13 protein-coding genes are annotated in these 14,480 nt (G+C 63.4%); 9 read left to right on the forward strand and 4 right to left on the reverse strand.

Annotation, left to right across the window (positions count from 1 at the left end; genetic code table 11):
• Nucleotides 1–47 precede the first annotated feature (47 nt).
• Both KUF59_RS15175 and KUF59_RS15180 read right to left on the reverse strand, forming a co-directional pair.
• Complete coding sequence (locus tag KUF59_RS15175) at nt 48–1,979, reverse strand: long-chain fatty acid--CoA ligase (protein ID WP_212457608.1); 1,932 nt, start codon at nt 1,977–1,979, stop codon at nt 48–50.
• A complete protein-coding gene (locus KUF59_RS15180; protein ID WP_212457607.1) occupies nt 1,976–2,797 on the reverse strand; it encodes an ABC transporter ATP-binding protein in 822 nt (273 codons plus the stop codon). Before KUF59_RS15180 ends, KUF59_RS15175 begins: the two co-directional genes overlap by 4 nt.
• A gap of 330 nt (nt 2,798–3,127) precedes the next feature.
• Between KUF59_RS15180 and KUF59_RS15185 the strand changes: the two genes are divergently transcribed.
• The 6 genes from KUF59_RS15185 (at nt 3,128) to KUF59_RS15210 (ending at nt 9,686) form a co-directional block, all read left to right on the forward strand.
• Nucleotides 3,128–3,808 carry a Crp/Fnr family transcriptional regulator gene (locus tag KUF59_RS15185; RefSeq protein ID WP_212457801.1) on the forward strand — a complete coding sequence of 227 codons (681 nt, stop codon included), beginning with the start codon at nt 3,128–3,130 and terminating at the stop codon, nt 3,806–3,808.
• A 1-nt stretch (nt 3,809) separates the two neighbouring features.
• Nucleotides 3,810–4,538, forward strand: a complete 729-nt coding sequence (locus KUF59_RS15190; protein WP_212457606.1) for a helix-turn-helix domain-containing protein — start codon at nt 3,810–3,812, stop codon at nt 4,536–4,538.
• A gap of 62 nt (nt 4,539–4,600) precedes the next feature.
• A complete protein-coding gene (locus KUF59_RS15195; RefSeq protein WP_212457605.1) occupies nt 4,601–4,819 on the forward strand; it encodes a DUF4287 domain-containing protein in 219 nt (72 codons plus the stop codon).
• Between the two features lie 4 nt (nt 4,820–4,823).
• Nucleotides 4,824–5,231 carry a DoxX family protein gene (locus tag KUF59_RS15200; protein WP_212457604.1) on the forward strand — a complete coding sequence of 136 codons (408 nt, stop codon included), beginning with the start codon at nt 4,824–4,826 and terminating at the stop codon, nt 5,229–5,231.
• 435 nt (nt 5,232–5,666) lie between these two features.
• Nucleotides 5,667–8,984, forward strand: coding sequence for an adenylate/guanylate cyclase domain-containing protein (locus KUF59_RS15205; protein WP_258769642.1), 3,318 nt, complete (start codon nt 5,667–5,669; stop codon nt 8,982–8,984).
• A gap of 21 nt (nt 8,985–9,005) precedes the next feature.
• A complete protein-coding gene (locus tag KUF59_RS15210) occupies nt 9,006–9,686 on the forward strand; it encodes a redoxin family protein (protein WP_212457602.1) in 681 nt (226 codons plus the stop codon).
• Nucleotides 9,687–9,703: 17 nt separating this feature from the next.
• Here the strand turns inward: KUF59_RS15210 and KUF59_RS15215 are convergent, their stop codons facing one another.
• A complete protein-coding gene (locus KUF59_RS15215) occupies nt 9,704–10,543 on the reverse strand; it encodes a uroporphyrinogen-III synthase (protein WP_258769643.1) in 840 nt (279 codons plus the stop codon).
• 137 nt (nt 10,544–10,680) lie between these two features.
• Here KUF59_RS15215 and purU point away from each other — a divergent pair, with 137 nt between their 5' ends.
• Nucleotides 10,681–11,544 (forward strand): formyltetrahydrofolate deformylase, encoded by an 864-nt coding sequence (gene purU / locus KUF59_RS15220; protein WP_212457600.1) that lies wholly within the window; start codon nt 10,681–10,683, stop codon nt 11,542–11,544.
• A 20-nt stretch (nt 11,545–11,564) separates the two neighbouring features.
• Here purU and KUF59_RS15225 read toward each other — a convergent pair whose 3' ends face one another.
• The gene (locus KUF59_RS15225; protein WP_212457599.1) at nt 11,565–11,852 is read right to left on the reverse strand and encodes a hypothetical protein; all 288 of its coding nucleotides are present in this window, start codon (nt 11,850–11,852) and stop codon (nt 11,565–11,567) included.
• A gap of 439 nt (nt 11,853–12,291) precedes the next feature.
• Here KUF59_RS15225 and KUF59_RS15230 point away from each other — a divergent pair, with 439 nt between their 5' ends.
• Together KUF59_RS15230 and KUF59_RS15235 are read left to right on the forward strand one after the other, a co-directional pair.
• The gene (locus tag KUF59_RS15230) at nt 12,292–13,473 is read left to right on the forward strand and encodes an ABC transporter substrate-binding protein (RefSeq protein WP_212457598.1); all 1,182 of its coding nucleotides are present in this window, start codon (nt 12,292–12,294) and stop codon (nt 13,471–13,473) included.
• A gap of 136 nt (nt 13,474–13,609) precedes the next feature.
• Nucleotides 13,610–14,479, forward strand: a complete 870-nt coding sequence (locus KUF59_RS15235) for a branched-chain amino acid ABC transporter permease (RefSeq protein ID WP_212457597.1) — start codon at nt 13,610–13,612, stop codon at nt 14,477–14,479.
• Nucleotide 14,480 lies beyond the last annotated feature (1 nt).

A 14,480-nucleotide genomic window follows, 5' to 3' on the forward strand; every position in this document is an offset into this window, starting at 1 on the left:
GGGAGAGGGCGCATCGATTGGCATCGCGTTTCCGGGTGAAAGCAACTTCACTCCGCGGCCTCCGCGATGTGCCCGGCGCCACCGAGGTCCACCACCCGCAGGGTCGTTCGCACGCGTTGCGTGGTGCCGTCCTGGAAACGGATCATGGTGTCGACGGGGATGTCGGCGTCGCCGCGGTAGATGGCGTCGATGATGCCTGCGTATTTCTCGTTGATGACGCCGCGCCGGACTTTTCGGGTGCGGGTGAGCTCGCCGTCGTCGGCGTCGAGCTCCTTGTAGAGCAGCAGGAAGCGCGAGATGCGCTGTGCCGGCGGTAGCGTCGCATTGACGGTCTCGACCTCCTTCTGGAGCAGTGCGTAGACCTCGGGCCGCGAGGCGAGGTCGCTGTAGGTGGTAAACGAGATGCGGTTCTTCTCCGCCCATTTCGAGATGATGGAGTAGCGGATGCAGATCATTGCGGCGAGCGCATCGCGCCCCGCGCCGAGCACCACGGCTTCCGCGATGTAGGGCGAGAATTTCAGCTTGTTCTCGATGAACTGCGGCGAGAAGCGCTCGCCACGCGAGGTCTCCGCCAGATCCTTGATGCGGTCGATGACGACGAGCTGCCTGTTATCGTTGAAGTAGCCGGCATCGCCCGACAGCATCCAGCCATCCCTGATGTCGGCAACGCTCGCCTCGGGATTCTTGTAATACCCGAGGAACATGTTGGGGTGGCGCACCACGATCTCGCCGACGCCGTGGATGTCGGCGTTGTCGATCCGGATCTCGATATCGTCGGCCATCGGCACGCCTGTCGTGTCGGGGTCGACCTTGCCCTCGGGATGCAGCGTATAGGCGCCCAGCAGCTCAGTCTGGCCGTAGAGCGTACGCAGTGGCACGCCCATCGCCTGGAAGAATTTGAACGTGTCGGGGCCGAGCGCGGCACCGCCGGTCGCGGCCGAGCGCAGGCGGGTGAAGCCGAGCCGGTCGCGCAGCGCGCGGAACAGGATCGTGTCGGCAACGGCCGAATGCTTGCCCTGTTCGAGCGCGGCGAGGCCCGTCTTCATGCCGAGGTCGAACAGGCGCTGCTTGAAGGGCGTTGCGTCCATCACCTTGGCGCGCACGTCGGCGGCGATCGATTCCCAGACGCGCGGGGCAAAAAGCACGAAGGTCGGCGCGATCTCGCGCAAATCGTTCATCATGGTGTCGGGCTCTTCGACGAAGTTGATCTTCATCCGGCAGAGCAGGCCTTTGCCGAGCACGTAGACCTGTTCCATGATCCAGGGCAGCGGCAGCACGGAGACGTACTCGTCGTCGGGCCCCTTGGGGTCGAAGGAAAGATACGTCGCGCAATGGCCGAGCACGCGGCCGGCGGCGAGCATCGCAAGCTTTGGATGCGAGGTGGTGCCTGACGTGGTGCAGAGGATCGCGACGTCTTCGCCCTTGGTCGCATCGACGAGGCTGTCATAGAGGCCGGGCTCACGCGCGGCGCGGGCGCGGCCGAGCTCGGCGAGCTTTTCGGCCGGCATCAGCCGCGGGTCGTCATATTTCCGCATGCCACGCGGATCGGAATAGATGATGTGCTTGAGTCTTGGCACGCGGTCGGCAAGCGTCAGCAGCTTGTCGACCTGCTCCTCGTCCTCGGCGAAGACGAGCTGGGCTTCGCCGTAGTTGAGGAGGTAGGACGCCTCTTCGTCCAGCACGTCGCGATAGAGCCCGAGGCTCATGCCTCCGATCGCATGAGAGGCCACTTCCGCAGCAACCCAGTCCGGCCGGTTGTCGCCGATAATGCCGATGACGTCGCCGCGCCCGAGGCCGAGTTCGACGAGGCCTAGCGCAAAGTCGCGCGCCCGATTGTTGTAGTCGTTCCAGGTGAAGAGACGCCAGAGACCGAGATCCTTTTCGCGCAATGCGATCTCGCTGCCGTGCTCCTTGGCGTTGAGCCGCAGCAGCTTCGGATAAGTATCGGCCTGCGCGACGCGCCCTGCGTAATCCATCATGCCGCGCACTCCGGAGCCTCGGGCTTGTCGTCGGGATCGACCAGCGTCTCGTCTTCCTCGCCGAGATAGGCGCGCTTGACGTGGGGGTCGGCGAGCACGGCCGCCGGATCGCCCTCGGCGATCTTCTTGCCGAAATCCAGCACCATGACGCGGTGGGAAATATCCATCACGACGCCCATGTCGTGCTCGATCATCACCACCGTCATCCCGAACTCCTCGTTGAGATCGACGATGTAGCGGGCCATGTCCTCCTTCTCCTCGAAGTTCATGCCGGCCATCGGCTCGTCGAGGAGAATCAGTTTCGGCTCCAGCGCCATGGCGCGCGCCAGTTCCACGCGCTTGCGCAGGCCGTAGGGCAGGGTGCCAGCGGTCGCCTTGCGCACCGACTGGAGGTCGAGGAAGTCGATGATCTCCTCCACCTTGCGGCGGTGCGCGAGCTCTTCCTTGCGCGCGCCGGTCAGCCAGTAGAGCGAGCCGGTGATGAAATTGTTCTTCAGGAGGTGATGGCGGCCGACCATGATGTTGTCGAGCACGCTCATATGGTGGAACAGCGCAAGATTCTGGAAGGTGCGGCCGATGCCGAGCGAGGCGCGCGCGTTGGGCGTCAGGCCGGTAATGTCGCGCCCTTGATAGAAGAGCTGCCCCTCGGTCGGCTTGTAGCGACCGGAAATACAGTTCACGATCGAGGTCTTGCCGGCGCCGTTCGGGCCGATGATCGAGAACAACTCGCCGTCCTTGATGCCGAAGCTGACGTCGGTCAGCGCGCGGACACCGCCGAACCGCAAGGAAACGCCGCGCACTTCAAGGCCAAAATCCACCAAAAATCCCTCCCCGGCGATGGCGCTTTGGCGCGCTCTTCGTCACGTCCTCATGCGATCCTAGTACGGGTGTGCCAGTGAGGCCATGCAGCCAAAGGTCCCGACCCATCCCGCCTCGCGAGCCCCGTTCCCGATAGGGATCAAAAGCCGCATCGCGCAAGGTGGTCCTCAATAGGGTAACGCGCTATTTTGAAATGTCTTGTGGCTGACAATTCTCCTGCAAAGTTTGTCGGCGAAGCGGCTCTTCGTCTTTCGTCGGAGGAGGGGCCGGTGGCATTGTTGCGGTGCAGCAAGGGGTGGGCGGCGCGTGGTGCGGTTGGCTTTGGGATCATGATTGCGCAGGAGCATTTGAGGCGCGTGGCTGCCTGGTCGCGCGAATTGACCGATCGCGAGATCGAGGTCGCCCGCGCCGGGATCGTCGAGCGGTCCTATGTCACCGGCGAGACGATCTTCATGCGCGGCGACAAGTTCGACTATTGGGCCGGCGTGGTCTCGGGCCTCGCGCGGATGGGCGCGGTGTCGCGCGACGGCAAGGAGACGAGTCTCGCCGGTCTCACCGCGGGCGCCTGGTTCGGCGAGGGCAGCGTGCTGAAGAACGAGCCGCGGCGCTACGACGTCGTCGCGCTGCGCGACAGCCGCCTTGCCCTGATGGAACGCAGTGCGTTCCTGTGGCTGTTCGAGAACAGCGTCGGCTTCAACCGCTTCCTCGTGCGCCAACTCAACGAGCGCCTCGGCCAGTTCATCGGCATGCTTGAGGTCAACCGTACGCTGGATGCCACCGCGCGCCTCGCCCGCAGCATCGCCTCGCTGTTCAACCCGATCCTCTATCCGGAATCCACCAGGCATCTGGAGATCACGCAGGAAGAGATCGGCGCGCTCTCCGGTATGTCACGGCAGAATGCCAACCGGTCGCTGAACCGGCTGGAGAAGGAAGGATTGCTCCGACTGGAATACGGCGGCGTGACGATCTTGGATATTGAGCGGCTCAGGAGCTACGGGGAGGAGGTATGACATGCGCCTTCCGGATCCTCCTGTGCTCATAGAATTTGACGATCGCGAATCGAACTCGCCTTACATCGAGCGCGTGTGGCGCAGCCGGAGCCGGAGCGGTGGCTCGTTCCTGTCGATGGCCGAGGGAAATATCGAACTGGTCGTTACCAGGCTTCCGGAGTTCTTGGCGGTGACACTCAGGGGGCCGGTGACCCAGGGGGCCCTGATTGAATGCCCGCCGAATGGCGAATGGATCGCTATCCGTTTTCGACTGGGAACCTACCTGCCACAGATACCGACGGCGGCCTTGATCGACCGCCAAGATATCCACTTGCCGGTGCTCCCCAATGGCCGTTTCCTGTTTTCCGGTTCGAGCTGGGAGATTCCAAGCTACGACAATGCGGAGAGTCTCGTTGCCGGCCTGGCGCGCGCGGGCGTCATCGCACGCAGCCATGCAACCGACGCGGCGGTCGACGGCGATGTCGACTGGATGAGCCAACGTTCGATGCAACGACACTTTCGTCGTGTCACGGGCATGACGTTCAGCAGCTACCAGCAAATTCAGCGTGCGCGTCGCGCGGCGGCTTTGCTGGTGAGCGGGAGCTCCGTCCTCGACGCTACATTCAGCGCCGGCTATTTTGATCAGGCCCATCTTACCCGTTCGGTCAAGCAACTGATCGGCATGACCCCTGCGCGCCTCGCACGCGAGCGGCCGCAATTGTCGTTTTCGTACAAAACAACGACGTCCTGAGCGCGATACGCGTGGCTCACTCCGGCCTCGGTGGTGGGAGCGACAACCGGGGGAATGCTGCCGTGAGTTTTCAGGCTTATCTCGACAATATCCAGGCCAAGACCGGCAAGAGCCCGGACCAGTTCCGCAAATGGGGGAAGGACAGGGGTTTTTCGACTGCGGCAGGACTGGCGGCCGGGGTGAAAGTCGGCGCTATCGTCGCCGCGCTAAAAGACGAGTTCGGCCTTGGCCATGGCCATGCAATGGCGATCGTCGCGCTTCTCAAGGGAAAGAAGAGTTAAGGTGATGACAATGAACAAGTCGAGACGCGTGGCCGGCACAGTGATGAGCGGGCTTGTCATTACCTTCATGCTGTTCGATGCCGGGATGAAACTCGTTCCGTTGGAAGTTGTGATCAAAGCGACCGCCGAGCTCGGCTATCCTCCTTCGCCCGAGTTGGCGCGAGCGCTAGGCATTGTGGCGCTGGTCTGTACCGCGCTCTATGCTTTCCCTCGAACTGCAGTGGTCGGCGCGATCCTTCTGACCGCCTATATGGGCGGCACCGTTGCCGCTCACCTCCGGGTCGGCAACCCGCTCTTCACCCACATGTTGTTCGGCGTGTATCTGGCCGTTCTTGCATGGGGCGGTCTGTATCTGCGCGATACCCGGATGGAGGCGCTGCTGCCGCTGAGGTCGCCATCTGAGGAGGTCTGAGACCGGGGCGTCCAGCGCATGATCGCTTTGGCGACGAGCGCTTCACACGAGCACGAAGTCGGATCCCCGCAGCTGGTTTACTCCGATATGGTCGAGAACGATGAAGTTCGCCGCCGTTGCCGCCGATCAATGCGTCTGCGCCATTTCCTCCGGCGAGATGCTGACCGCCAAGGGAGCCGTCGAGAACACCTTTGCCATTGCCTCCGGTGCGTGGCCTCCACCGTCCGCCACAATGTCTGCCTGGGGTAATGGGTCCCGCTTTCGCCAGGACGAGCCCGAATATGTGGCGCGTTGTTTCCGCCTCGTTTCCCATGACGGATGTCCGGTGGCGCCGCTTGCTCTTCCGGCGCGACGAGCCCATTCTGGGGCTGCGTCCTGGCCTAATCGGTAGGGCCGGCGAATCGCGCCATCGCGGCTTCCGCGAGGTCTTGACCCATGAACTGCTCGTGTTGCGGTTCCGAGGTTCAGAGCGGCTTTGCCTTCTGCCCGAAGTGCGGCACGAAGCAACCGAACGCGTGCCCTGCTTGCGGTTATCCATGCGCACCGGATTTCGCGTATTGCCCGAAATGCGGCGCTCTCGTCGGTGATGCCCCCAAAGCCGGCGGGCAGGCGTCAACGCGGCCGAGCGGGGCGGCGATTCCGATCAGGGCGTCCTCACCACCGCTGGTGCCGGTAACCGAAGCTCAACAGGCGTTGCGGCCGGACAAGATCGACAGCGAAGCAAATCGCCGCACCATCACCGTGCTGTTTGCTGACCTCAGCGGCTTCACCGCGATGAGCGAGCGGCTCGACCCTGAGGTCATGCAGACGCTTCAGAACGAATTGTTCGAGGAACTGACGGCCGCGGTGCAAAGCTTTGGCGGCTTCGTCGACAAGTTCATCGGCGATGCGCTGCTTGCCCTGTTCGGTGCGCCGGCCGCCCACGAAGACGATCCGGAGCGGGCGGTCCGCGCGGCCCTCGACATGATCAGGCGGACGGAGCGGCTCGGCGAACGTACGAAGATCTACGCTGGTTCACCCCTGCTGCTCCATATCGGGATCAACACCGGGCATGTGGTCGCTGGCGGGTTGGGCGTGGGCGTCGCCAAATCCTATTCGGTGACCGGCGACACGGTAAATACCGCCCAGCGATTGCAGTCGATGGCTCCTCCGGGCGAGGTGCTGGTCGGGCCGTTGACCCACCGCCTGACGCGGCATGCATTCTCATATGAATCGCTTGGCGAGGTCTCGCTCAAGGGCAAGATGGGCAACGTCCTGGTCCACCGTCTGAAGGCGCCGCTCGACACGCCCCGTGCGGCACGAGGCCTCGACACGCTGGGCCTCAGCGCGCCCCTGATCGGGCGCGACACCGAGCTTGCCCGCCTGGAGGCCAGTCTTGACCGGGGGTGTAGCGGTGCGGCGCAACTGGTGCGGCTGGTCGGCGAAGCCGGTATCGGGAAAACGCGCTTGGTGAATGAGTTCGTCGCCCGTATCCGAGATGAGGATCGCTTCGCCGGTGTGGCGATCCGGCAGGCGGTCTGCTCGCCGCTGGGCGAGCAGACCTACGGTACGCTCGCCGCCGTACTGCGCAGTGCCTATGGCATCGCGCAGAAGGCAAGCGCCGCGGAGGCAGAGGCCAAGCTGGCTGCGGCGCTGTCGGAGCTTGGCCTCGCGGCCGAAGAGGCAGAGCGGTTGATGCCCCTCTATCTCCACGTTCTCGGTCTCGGCGATCCCGACGCGGTGCTCAGGCATGTCGAGCCCGAACAGCTGCGCCGGCAGATCTTTTTCGCGATCCGGACCGTCTTCGAACGGCGCTTGGCCTTGTCGCCGCTTCTGATCGTGGTCGAGGACCTGCACTGGGCTGATGCCGTGTCTCTTGAAGCGCTGCGATTCCTGATGGATCGGCTGGAGCGTACGCGGCTGATGCTGTTGCTTACGCATCGGCCAATGCTGGAGCTGGATCAGTTCGGTTCGAGCCGGGTCAGCCACACAACCCTTCGGTTGCCTCCGCTCGGTGACGCTGACGGACAACGGCTGCTCGCGGCCTACTTCAGTCACGGCTGGCGTGAACCGCCGGGACATCTGTTCAGTCGAATCCTCGAGCGTGCGAGCGGCAATCCACTGTTCATCGAGGAAATCATTCGCGGTCTTAGTGAAGTCGGCGCGCTGGAGCGCGACGGCTCGCAGTGGCGGATCAAGTCGGATGAAGCCGCCGCCGATATCCCCGCCAGCATTCAGGCGCTGTTGCTGGCGCGCCTGGACCGGCTGCCGCATGAAGTGCGTCGGCTGGCCCAGGAGGCCGCAGTGATCGGCCCGCGCTTTGACGCGGCGCTGCTCAGAGCGACGGCAACCGAGCGCGCGAAGGTCGAAGCGGGGCTCGAACTTCTGTGCGACGCCGAGATCGTCGAGGAGGTCGCCGGCTCGAACTCGATTTCGCTGCGATCCTACCGCTTCACGCAAACCATGCTTCAGGACGTGATCTATCAAAACCTGCTCTTGCAGCGCCGGATCGAGCTCCATGGACGGATTGGTGCGGCGCTGGAGCGGCTCTATGGCGAGGAGCCGGAGCGGCTCGATGACCTCATCCTCCTCGGACATCATTTCAGTCTGAGCGCGAGCAAGCCGAAAGGCGCGTGCTATCTGCGCGCGGCCGGTGATCGCGCCCGCGCGACCTATGCCAATGAAGATGCCATCCGTCTCTACCAGCAGGCGCTTGGCGTCTTGTTGACCAGCGGCGAAGGGGAGCCGGAACGCCTGGTCCTCTACGAGCGGATCGCGGACCTCTGTGGCGCGGCCGGCCGCCGCAATACGGCCGAGGAGCACTACCAGCGCGCGCTGGAGGGTCATCGCACCGCAGAGGATCGCATTGGCGAAGCGCGAATTCTTCGCAAGCTCGGCCGACTATTGTGGGACGCCGGCAAGCGGATCAAGGCAGAGACGCACTATGCGGAGGCGGCTGAACGGCTTGGAGGGATCGACGCGCCCATCGAGTGGGCGCATCTCCTGCAAGAGCGTGGCCGTCTCGCGTTTCGCATGGGCGATCACATGGCCGCCGCGCGATGGGCAGACGAGGCGCTTGGCCATGCCCGATCCGTGCCGGCGGACGCGGACAAGCAGGCCGGACTCGAGGCGGCGCGCGCCATTGCGGAGGCGCTCAACACCAAGGGGGCCGCGCTGGCGCGGCTTGGACGACACCGGGAGGCGGTGCGCGAGGTAGAGCAAAGTGTCGCGGCCGCCGAGGCCGCCGGCCTACTTAACGTAGCCTGCCGCGGCTACACCAATCTCGGCGTGCTCTACACGATCGTCGACCCGGCGCGAGCCGTGGAGGTTTGTCGGTGTGGACTCGACGTCGCGCGTCGTATCGGCGATCTCGGCTTCCAAGCGCGCCTTCTTGCCAATTTTGCCGTTGCCTGTTGCACTTTCACGGACAGATGCACCGAGGAGGGGGTTCCGGCCGCCGAAAAGGCGATCGAGATCGACCGTGCGCTCGATCAGCGCGAGCATCTCTCGGTGCCCCTGATCGTGCTCGGGCAGATCCATCAATGCCATTTCCGCCCCGACCTGGCCGCCCGCTGCTACAACGAAGCAATCGACGTCGCGAGCGAGACCGGCGAGCCGCAGCAGCTCTTTCCATGCTATGATGGTCTTGCGACGTTGAACCTTGATCGCGGCGACATGCCCGAGGCCGAGCGGTATTTCGCGCTGGCCCATGACGTTTGCGCCCGGCACGGGCTTGATCCCGCCGGCCTGATCGTACTGCCATTTCTCGACTAGCTCATACGAAGGAGTTCAACCATGTCAGAGCTTCATGTCGATGGACCACTTCAAGCCGGTGATCGTGCACCGAACATCGTGCTCGACGCCATCACACGCGAAGGAAAGATCGCGCTCGAAGATTATCGCGGGCATAGCCCGATATTGGTTGGCTTGTTTCGGGGGCTGCATTGCCCATTCTGCCGCCGCCATATCGCGGCACAGGCGCAACTTGACGCCGCTCTGCACGAGAAAGGCGTCGAAAGTCTCACGGTGGTCAACACGCCGATCGAGCGCGCGCGGCTCTATTTCCGTTACCATCCGTTGCCAAATCTGCTCGCGGCGTCCGATCCCGAGCGGATCTCGCACCGCGCGTTCGGCTTGCCCAATCTCGAGTTTACCGAGAGCGAAACGGAGTGGCCGCGCAAGGTGGGTATGGATGTGGTGAGGAGCATGCAGGTCGAAATTCCGGGCGAATTTCCCGGACCGATGAATCGGCTGGCGGCGTTTGATTACCTCAACAACAAGGACGGCTACGAGATCACGGAAGCCGATCAGCGTATGTTGGCAGTCGGCCACGGCCAGCTGTTCGGCCAGTTCCTGCTCGATCGGGAGGGGATCGTGCGCTGGAGCTTTACCGAAGTTCCTGACGGCGGCCAGCACATGTTCGAAGCGCCGAGCCCTCAGGAGTTGATGTCGGCTGCCTCTCAGGTAGCAGGCTAGGCATCGGTGTCTGGCGATTAACCCGCCACCCTCGGCCGCTTCTCCGCGAGCACCGTCGCCATCGCCGCGATCAGCGGGCGCATGAAATAGGCATCCTCCGCTGGCGAGATATCGGTGCGCAGGCCGTGTGCGGCGAGTTCGCCTGAGACCGCCGGTCCTACCGATGCAATTAGCGTGCGCTCAAGGCCGCCCCGCAGCTTCTCCTCGGTACCATGCGCTTTCGCGGCATCGATCAGGCGGCGGACCTGGCCGAGATTGGTCAGGGCAAGACAGTCGATCCGCCCCGCGGCCATGTCGTCGATGGCGGCTGTGATGTTGGCATCCGCCGCCTTTGGATCGTAGGCGTAGGGCAGCACGGTATCGACCGCGGCGCCTTGCGCTGACAGCGCGTCGATCAGCGCGCTGTGGTCCTTATCGGGATAAAGCTGGAGCCCGATGCGGTGGCCTTTCAGGTCGAGCTTGCCCATCATCTCGATCACGCCGTCGGTGGTCGGCTTCTCCGTCATCTGCTGCTGCTCGAGCCCGACCTCGCGGAGCGCCTTGCCGGGCTTTGGCCCGCGGGTGAATTTTCGCGACTTGGCCAGTGCCGCCACAAGAGCCTGATCAAGGCCGCGCCCGCGCGCGAGCTTCATCAGCCGGCGCATGCCTTCGCCGGTCATCAGCACCAAATCGTCGAAGGGTTTTTCGATGGCGCGGCGGATCCAGGTCTCGACCGGCGCCGGATCGGGAGCATCGTGGATCTCGATCGTCGGGCATTGCACGACATCGGCGCCTTGCTCGGCCAGGAGCTTTGAGAACTGCGCTTCCTCGCGCGTCTCCAGGATCAGGATGCGGTAGCCGTTCAGTCGGTCGGCCATGACCAAGCCTCAGGGGAAAATTGCAATGTTACGTTCATCCTGACTCCGGTCTTGGGATTGGCGCAAGGGCGCGCACGGTGATAGAGCAGGGCGCATCGTCGCGTTCCGCGCATTTGCCCAAACCTTCATCAAAGACCATGCCCGATCATCAATACGTTCTGACCCTGTCCTGTCCCGACCGCCCCGGCATCGTCTCGGCGGTGTCGACCTTCCTCGCCCACAATGGACAGAACATTCTCGATGCCCAGCAGTTCGACGACATCGAGACAAAGAAATTCTTCATGCGCGTGGTGTTCACCGCGGCCGACCTCGCCGTCGAGCTATCAGCGCTCCAGACCGGCTTTGCCGCGATTGCGGAACGTTTCGGAATGGAGTGGCAGATGCGCGACCGCGCGGCGCACCGCAAGGTGATGCTGCTGGTGTCGAAGTCCGACCACTGCCTTGTCGACATTCTCTATCGCTGGCGCACGGGCGAACTGCCGATGATCCCGACCGCGATCGTTTCCAACCATCCGCGCGAGGTCTATGCCGGGCTCGATTTCGGTGACATCCCGTTCCACCATTTGCCGATCACCAAGGACACCAAGAAGGAGCAGGAAGGTCAGATCATCGATCTCGTCGGCAAGACCAAGACCGACCTCGTCGTGCTCGCCCGCTACATGCAGATCCTGTCGGACGATCTGTCGGCAAAACTGTCGGGCCGCTGCATCAACATCCACCACTCCTTCCTGCCGGGCTTCAAGGGCGCAAAGCCCTATCACCAGGCGCATGAGCGCGGCGTCAAGCTGATCGGCGCAACCGCGCATTACGTCACGCGCGACCTCGACGAAGGTCCCATCATCGACCAGGACGTCGAGCGCATCAGCCATCGCGACACGCCGGAGGATCTCGTGCGCAAGGGCCGCGACATCGAGCGCCGCGTGCTGGCGCGCGCCATCCGCTATCATCTGAACGATCGCGTGATCCTCAACGGCCGCAAGACCGTGGTGTTCGTGGACTAGCGTTTTCGAGCGAAGTGGAACTAGCGGATCGCATCGGCGGAGCCCGATGCCTGCGGCTGGGCTTGCCCTTCCTTCGCGCGATCGGCCGCAGGCATCAGCCGTTGGCGCTCCCGCTCCTTCATCCAGGCGTCGTATTGCGCCGTGCCCGGCCGCGGCGGGGCGTCGCCCGGCAGGCCGCCGGCCCATTGCGGAATGTAGTCGCCCATGCCGGCAGAGACCTTCTCGTTGATCGTACCGCAGCCCGACAGGCTTGCCACCAGAAGGCTGGCCGCGACAGCAAAGGTCAAGGGGCTGATACGTTCGGGCATGTTGCTCGGGGCGCCAGGGTGACGGTTGATCGGACGCCGGGCTGCAACCGGCGGCCACCGAGCCTAGCCTTCAACAGGTAAAATTGGTTTATTCGAGATAGGTATTCAACTACCGAATCCCTCGGTTGCCAGGGGTTGCCTTCGCCGGGGCTCGCGACATTTCGCTTGGTCAGCTCCAAGGTTTTTTCGTTGACAAGACCATTTTACTTGTACAAGCGTACAAATCGATTGAAGACCAATGGCCGGTGGACGTTACCGCAAGTTGGCTCCCTCTGCTGCCGCCGCCTGGACACCCGGCTTTGTCGCCGAACGTCCGATTGACAGCAGGGGCATGGAAGACGCCATGCTGCGGCTGCGCGACATGGCAAATACGCGTCATGGTGAGGCAAGAACCGGGCACTCGGTTCAGGGCTCGAGACTGGAAAGGGGAGGGAACGTAATGTCCGTTCGTCACAAGATGTTGTCATGGGCCGCCACCGCTGCGGCTGTTGCGAGCCTCGCGGCCGTTGCGCCGGCAGGCGCGCAGGATGCCGTGAAGATCGGCCTGATCCTGCCGATGACCGGCGGCCAGGCTTCGACCGGCAAGCAGATCGAGAACGCGATCAAGCTGTATATGCAGCAGAAGGGCGACACCGTCGCCGGCAAGAAGATCGAGATCATCCTCAAGGACGACGGCGCGGTTCCCGACAAGACCAAGACCGCCGCGCAGGAGCTGATCGTCAACGACAAGGTCAACTTCATCGCCGGCTTTGGCGTGACGCCGGCAGCGCTCGCCGCCGCACCGCTCGCGACGCAGGCAAAAATTCCGGAAGTCGTCATGGCGGCCGGCACCTCCATCATCACCGAGCGTTCGCCCTATATCGTGCGCACCAGCTTCACGCTGGCGCAGTCCGCCAACATCATCGGCGACTGGGCGGCGAAGAACGGCATCAAGAAGGTCGCAACGCTGACCTCCGACTACGCCCCCGGCAACGACGCGCTCAACTTCTTCAAGGAGCGTTTTACCGCCGGCGGTGGCGAGATCGTCGAAGAGGTCAAGGTGCCCCTGCAGAACCCGGACTTCGCGCCGTTCCTGCAGCGCATGAAGGACGCCAAGCCCGACGCGCTCTACGTGTTCGTGCCGGCGGGCCAGGGCGGCAACTTCATGAAGCAGTATGCCGAGCGCGGTCTGGACAAGGCCGGCATCAAGGTCATTGGACCCGGCGACGTGACCGACGACGATCTGCTCAACAACATGGGCGACGCCGTTCTCGGCACCGTCACCGCGCATCTCTATTCGGCAGCGCATCCCTCGCCGATGAACAAGGACTTTGTCGCCGCCTACAAGAAGGCCTACGGCACCCGTCCGGGCTTTATGGCGGTGAGCGGCTATGACGGCATCCACCTGATCTACGAAGCGCTGAAGAAGACCGGTGGCGATACCAATGGCGACAAGCTGATCGAGGCCATGAAGGGCATGAAGTGGGAAAGCCCGCGCGGCCCGATCTCGATCGATCCGGAAACCCGCGACATCGTGCAGAACATCTACATCCGCAAGGTCGAGAAGGTCGACGGCGAGCTCTACAACGTCGAATTCGCCACCTTCGACGCCGTCAAGGATTCCGGCAAGACCAAGAAGTGACGCGCGAAAAGCGCGTCATCCCCGAGCGCGCTTAGCGCGCATCGGGGATCTAGAAGTTGTTGATCGAGATTCCGGGTTCGGCGCGTGGCGCCGACCCGGAATGACCGACGCTGAATAGGACAGACCCAAGCTCTCCATGACCTCGATCCTGACCAACCTGTTCGATGGCGTTGCCTATGGCATGCTGCTGTTCGTGCTCGCCTGCGGGCTCGCGGTGACGCTCGGATTGATGAACTTCGTCAATCTCGCGCACGGCGCCTTCGCCATGGCCGGTGGCTATGTTTGCATGCTGCTGGTCAACAAATCAGGCTGGCCGTTCTTTACGGCGCTGCCGCTCGCTTTCGTCTCGGCCGCGTTGATCGGCGTGCTGCTGGAGCGCACGCTGTACCGGCATCTCTATACGCGCAGCCATCTCGATCAGGTGCTGTTCTCGATCGGCCTGACCTTCATGTCGGTCGCGGCCGTCGACTATTTCATGGGATCCTCGCGCGTCTTCATCAACCTACCGAACGCGCTGCAGGGACAGTTCGACTTCTTCGGCGTCGGCATCGGCCGCTACCGGTTGATGATCATCGTGATCTGCGGCCTGCTCACGGTCGCGCTGCAACTGATCCTGGCCAAGACGCGGTTCGGCAGCCGGCTGCGTGCCGCGGTCGACGATCCGCGCGCCGCGAGCGGCCTCGGCATCAACGTGCCGCAGGTGTTCGCGTTCACCTTCGCGTTCGGCTGCGGGCTCGCCGGCCTCGGCGGCGCGTTGAGCGCAGAAATCCTCGGCCTCGATCCCTATTTCCCGCTCAAGTTCATGATCTACTTCCTGATCGTGGTGACCGTCGGCGGCTCGTCCTCGATCACAGGCCCGTTCCTCGCCTCGCTCTTGCTCGGCATCGGCGACGTCGCCGGCAAATATTACGTCCCGAAGATGGGACCGTTCGTGATCTACACCATGATGATCGTGATCCTGATCTGGCGCCCGAACGGTCTGTTCGGCCGCACTGCTGCGCGTTGAG

The sequence above is a fragment of the Bradyrhizobium arachidis genome, assembly GCF_024758505.1.
In the GTDB taxonomy this organism is placed as follows: Bacteria; Pseudomonadota; Alphaproteobacteria; order Rhizobiales; family Xanthobacteraceae; genus Bradyrhizobium; species Bradyrhizobium manausense_C.

Coding starts and splice junctions, on each gene's coding strand:
- KUF59_RS15230 (WP_212457598.1), top strand. CDS start 12,292: ATGTCCGTTCGTCACAAGATGTTGTCATGGGCCGCCACCGCTGCGGCT.
- KUF59_RS15200 (WP_212457604.1), top strand. CDS start 4,824: ATGACAATGAACAAGTCGAGACGCGTGGCCGGCACAGTGATGAGCGGG.
- KUF59_RS15215 (WP_258769643.1), bottom strand. CDS start 10,543: ATGGCCGACCGACTGAACGGCTACCGCATCCTGATCCTGGAGACGCGC.
- KUF59_RS15205 (WP_258769642.1), top strand. CDS start 5,667: ATGAACTGCTCGTGTTGCGGTTCCGAGGTTCAGAGCGGCTTTGCCTTC.
- KUF59_RS15190 (WP_212457606.1), top strand. CDS start 3,810: ATGCGCCTTCCGGATCCTCCTGTGCTCATAGAATTTGACGATCGCGAA.
- KUF59_RS15210 (WP_212457602.1), top strand. CDS start 9,006: ATGTCAGAGCTTCATGTCGATGGACCACTTCAAGCCGGTGATCGTGCA.
- KUF59_RS15175 (WP_212457608.1), bottom strand. CDS start 1,979: ATGATGGATTACGCAGGGCGCGTCGCGCAGGCCGATACTTATCCGAAG.
- purU (WP_212457600.1), top strand. CDS start 10,681: ATGCCCGATCATCAATACGTTCTGACCCTGTCCTGTCCCGACCGCCCC.
- KUF59_RS15185 (WP_212457801.1), top strand. CDS start 3,128: ATGATTGCGCAGGAGCATTTGAGGCGCGTGGCTGCCTGGTCGCGCGAA.
- KUF59_RS15225 (WP_212457599.1), bottom strand. CDS start 11,852: ATGCCCGAACGTATCAGCCCCTTGACCTTTGCTGTCGCGGCCAGCCTT.
- KUF59_RS15235 (WP_212457597.1), top strand. CDS start 13,610: ATGACCTCGATCCTGACCAACCTGTTCGATGGCGTTGCCTATGGCATG.